Origin of the sequence: Trebonia sp. (genome assembly GCF_030042015.1) — a bacterium.
Taxonomy (GTDB): domain Bacteria; phylum Actinomycetota; class Actinomycetes; order Streptosporangiales; family Streptosporangiaceae; genus Trebonia.
In genome coordinates this window covers 1-3,449 of the sequence record NZ_JASIAL010000565.1, presented here as the reverse complement: position 1 = coordinate 3,449, position 3,449 = coordinate 1, and the positions used below count along the sequence as shown (strand labels likewise).

Sequence of the window (3,449 nt, the reverse complement as noted above, 5' to 3'; positions counted from 1 at the left end):
CAGGTTCGGGGGCAGCGGCACGCGCGGCGGCAGGTTCGGGGGCAGCGGCACGGTCAAGCCCGCGCTCGGCGGCGGCCGCGAGTCCCTCAGCGCCGCCGCCGCCGGCCCGCCGGGTCAGCACGAACCCCTGCCCGGGGACGACACCCTCCCGCAGGTCCGACATCGGGTCCGGCTGGACCGGCTGCCCCGGCACGCCGCCGATGGCCAGCCGCTCGAACGTGCTGGCAATGATCTGGTCCACCCAGGTCAGGGCTTGTTCCCCGGACAGCTCGCGGGCCGATCCGCCCGCGGTGACCGTGCACCACACCGCGCCGCGAAGGAACACGACGACGCCGTCGGGCACCGGGGTCACGATCCCGAACGCGGTGAGGTCGCCGGCCAGGTGGCCGATGACCCAGCCGGCCAGCCGGGCCGCGATCGCGCTGGCCGGCACCTCCCGGTCCGACGCCACGGCGGCCGCGAGCTCGATGAGTTCCCTGGCGGTCTCATCGGCGCCGACGGCCGGAGCGCCGCGCGGTATCAGGACGACCGTGTCCCCGAACCGGCCGACGAGGCCGTTGCCTGCCTCGATGCCTATATGCGTCGTCATCTCTTCCATTGCGCTTCCCTCTTCATCGTCGGCCTCTCACGGTCGGCAAGCGAAGCCGCGTGCTGTGCCGGTGGTCAAAAGTGCCATCCGTGGGTGGTGAACAGCCACAGTGATGATGTTGCCCATACCACGACCAGCGACGCAAAGGCCGCGCCGCCGAGTACCGGGATGACCCACCTGGGCATCACGGCGCGGCGGACGAGGCTGAGCATGTTGGCCACGAACGCAGCGTAGAAGATGCGGCAGAAAACCGGGTGCGCGATCACGCGGACCGAGTAGGTCCCGAATCCGGGCGCGGACACGCAATGGACCACGACAGGCACGGTGAGCAGCGCCGCGATCCGGCCGGACCAGCGGTGCACGGCGCCCAGCCAGGCGGGCGCCGGCACGGCCTGGCGCCGGGAGAACCAGGCGACGTCGAGCGGGTAGTGGGTGGAAAATCAACGCGAGAATGACCACGCGGGCCAGTGTGATAAGCGGTCCTCGTTTCCTCATCCGATGTTCCCCCGCCCCGGCTCCGTACCGGCCAGGCCCGGTTGTGCATGGTTCTCGCACCTACGATTAGCCTGAGCGTGTCGCGCGGAATTCATCTATACGCGACAAAACCCGCCACGTCGGCCTGCCCGGCGGTAATTCAGGTCACCAGCAAGGCTCAATCGGCGCGCATAGGGCATTTTACACAGTCGCGGGGTTCGCGATAAGCGGCGCGCGGCGTAGGCGTGGGAGGCCTGGTCGATAGCGCTCAGGTAGCCGGTGCGGCCGTAGGCGGGCTCGCCTTCTGCCAACTTGGCCAGCAGGCCGCGCACCTGCGCGACGGAGCCGAAGCCCTTGCGGTCCAGCCAGGCGCGCAGCCCGTCGAGCAGCACCCGGGCGTGGTCAGGCCCGTGCCGCAGCAGCGACGACGTGGACATGACCACGTCCGCCCCGGCCAGCAGGTAGGCGGCGACGTCCGCGTACGTGTCCACGCCGGTCGACGCGGCGAGCGAGCAGCGGACAAGGCCGCGGAGCCGGCTGATCCAGGCGCGGGGCAGCGCCGCCTCCGCCGGGGTGGACAGCCGGAAGCCGCTGCTGACCGTGAACGTCTCCGGGTCGATGTCGGTCTGCAGGAACCGGTTGAACAGGACCAGGCCGTCCGCCCCGGCGTGGTCGAGCACGACCGCCATCTCGCCGAACGAGCTGAAGTACGGCGACAGCTTCACCGCGACCGGGATCGACACCACCGCCTTGACCGTGGTGAGGATCTCCGTGTACCGGCGCTCGGCGTCGCGGGAGGGCAGCAGCGGGTCGCCGGGCAGGTAGTAGATGTTCAGCTCGATGGCGGACGCCCCCGCCTGCTGGATGGCCGAGGCGTAGTCCGTCCAGCCGCCAGGCGAGACCCCGTTCAGCGACGCGATCACCGGGATGCGCGTCTGCGCCGCGGCCCGTTCGATCAGGTCGAGGTACCGGCGCGGCACCTGCCCGGGCTCCGGGCCGGGCTGGTAGCCGGGCAGGTAGCCGGCCGCCTCCGCGTGGCTGTCCGCGTAGGCCTCGGCGAGCCGGGAGTCCCGCTCCGCCTCCGCCCGCAGCTGCTCCTCGAACAGCGACGGCAGCACGACCGCGCCGACGCCCGCCGCGGCCAGCCGCGCGATGCCGTCGGCGGTGCCGGTCAGCGGGCCGGCCGAGGCGACAAGCGGGCTGCGCAGGGTGAGCCCGAGGTACTTCGTGGTGAGGTCCATGGTCACGCCCCTTCCCTGGCGGGGGTTGCGGGGGCGGGGAACCGCTCGGGCCCGCGGGCCGCCATCTCCTCGTAGGTGGCCCACCGCTGGGCGATCTCCTGCCTGGCGAGCTCGGCGAGCCGCTCGGCGGCGGCGGGGTCGGTCCGCGCGAGCACCCGGAACCGCAGCTCCCTCGACATGTAGGCGGCCAGCGGCAGCCGCGGCCGCGGCGAGTCGAGCAGGAACGGGTTCGCGCCGGCCGCCCGCAGCTCAGGGTCGTACCGCAGCAGCGGCCAGTAGCCGGCGGCGACCGCGCGGTACTGCTGGTCCATCCCGTTGCGCAGCAGCTGCCCGTCCTTCTCGATGCCGTGCGCGATGCAGTGGCTGTAGGCGATCACCAGCGACGGGCCGTGGTAGGCCTCGGCCTCGCGCAGCGCGCGCAGCGTCTGCTGCGGGTCCGCGCCCATCGCCACCCGCGCGACGTACACGTTGCCGTAGGCGATCGCCTGCAGCGCCAGGTCCTTCTTCGGCACCCGCTTGCCCGCCGCGGCGAACTTGGCGACCGCGCCAAGCGGCGTGGCCTTGGACGCCTGCCCGCCGGTGTTCGAGTACACCTCGGTGTCCAGCACGAGGACGTTGACGTCGCGGCCGCTCGCCAGCACGTGGTCGAGGCCGCCGGATCCGATGTCGTAGGCCCAGCCGTCGCCGCCGACGATCCACACGCTGCGCCTGACCAGGTGGTCCGCCACGCTGAGGAGGTCGGTGACCGCGGCGCCCACGTCCGCGCCGAGCGCCGGGTCCGACAGGTCGAGCGCGGCCAGGCGCCGCTTCAGCTCCGCCACCCGGGCCCGCTGCGCCGCGTACTCCGACTCGCGGCGCTGCGGCGCCGACAAGATCTCGCCGGCCAGCTCCGCGCCCGCGACGGGCCGCAGCGATTCCAGCCGCGCCCGCGCCAGCGCCAGGTGCTGGTCGGCGGCGAGCCGGAACCCCAGGCCGAACTCGGCGTTGTCCTCGAACAGCGAGTTCGACCAGGCCGGCCCCTGCCCGGCCGCGTTGTGCGTCCACGGGGTCGTCGGCAGGTTGCCGCCGTAGATCGACGAGCACCCGGTCGCGTTGGCCACCATCAGCCGGTCGCCGAACAGCTGGGACAACAGCCGCAGGTACGG

At 72.6% G+C, this 3,449-nt stretch carries 3 protein-coding genes and 1 pseudogene; all 4 read right to left on the bottom strand.

Features of this window, described 5'->3' with window-relative positions:
* Positions 1-598: hypothetical protein (locus tag Q1N79_RS30140; protein ID WP_300614522.1), on the bottom strand; the 598-nt coding region annotated here is incomplete at its 3' end.
* A gap of 65 nt (positions 599-663) precedes the next feature.
* A pseudogene (locus Q1N79_RS30135) lies at positions 664-987 on the bottom strand (DUF6529 family protein); the annotation flags it as partial.
* Between the two features lie 192 nt (positions 988-1,179).
* Positions 1,180-2,304: a dihydroorotate dehydrogenase-like protein gene (locus Q1N79_RS30130; RefSeq protein WP_300614523.1), complete on the bottom strand. Its 1,125-nt coding sequence runs from the start codon at positions 2,302-2,304 to the stop codon at positions 1,180-1,182.
* Between the two features lie 2 nt (positions 2,305-2,306).
* Positions 2,307-3,449: thiamine pyrophosphate-dependent enzyme (locus Q1N79_RS30125; RefSeq protein ID WP_300614521.1), on the bottom strand; the 1,143-nt coding region annotated here is incomplete at its 5' end.

Bases quoted from the DNA above. Each gene is read 5' to 3' on its own strand.
- Q1N79_RS30130 (WP_300614523.1), bottom strand. From the start codon at position 2,304: ATGGACCTCACCACGAAGTACCTCGGGCTCACCCTGCGCAGCCCGCTT.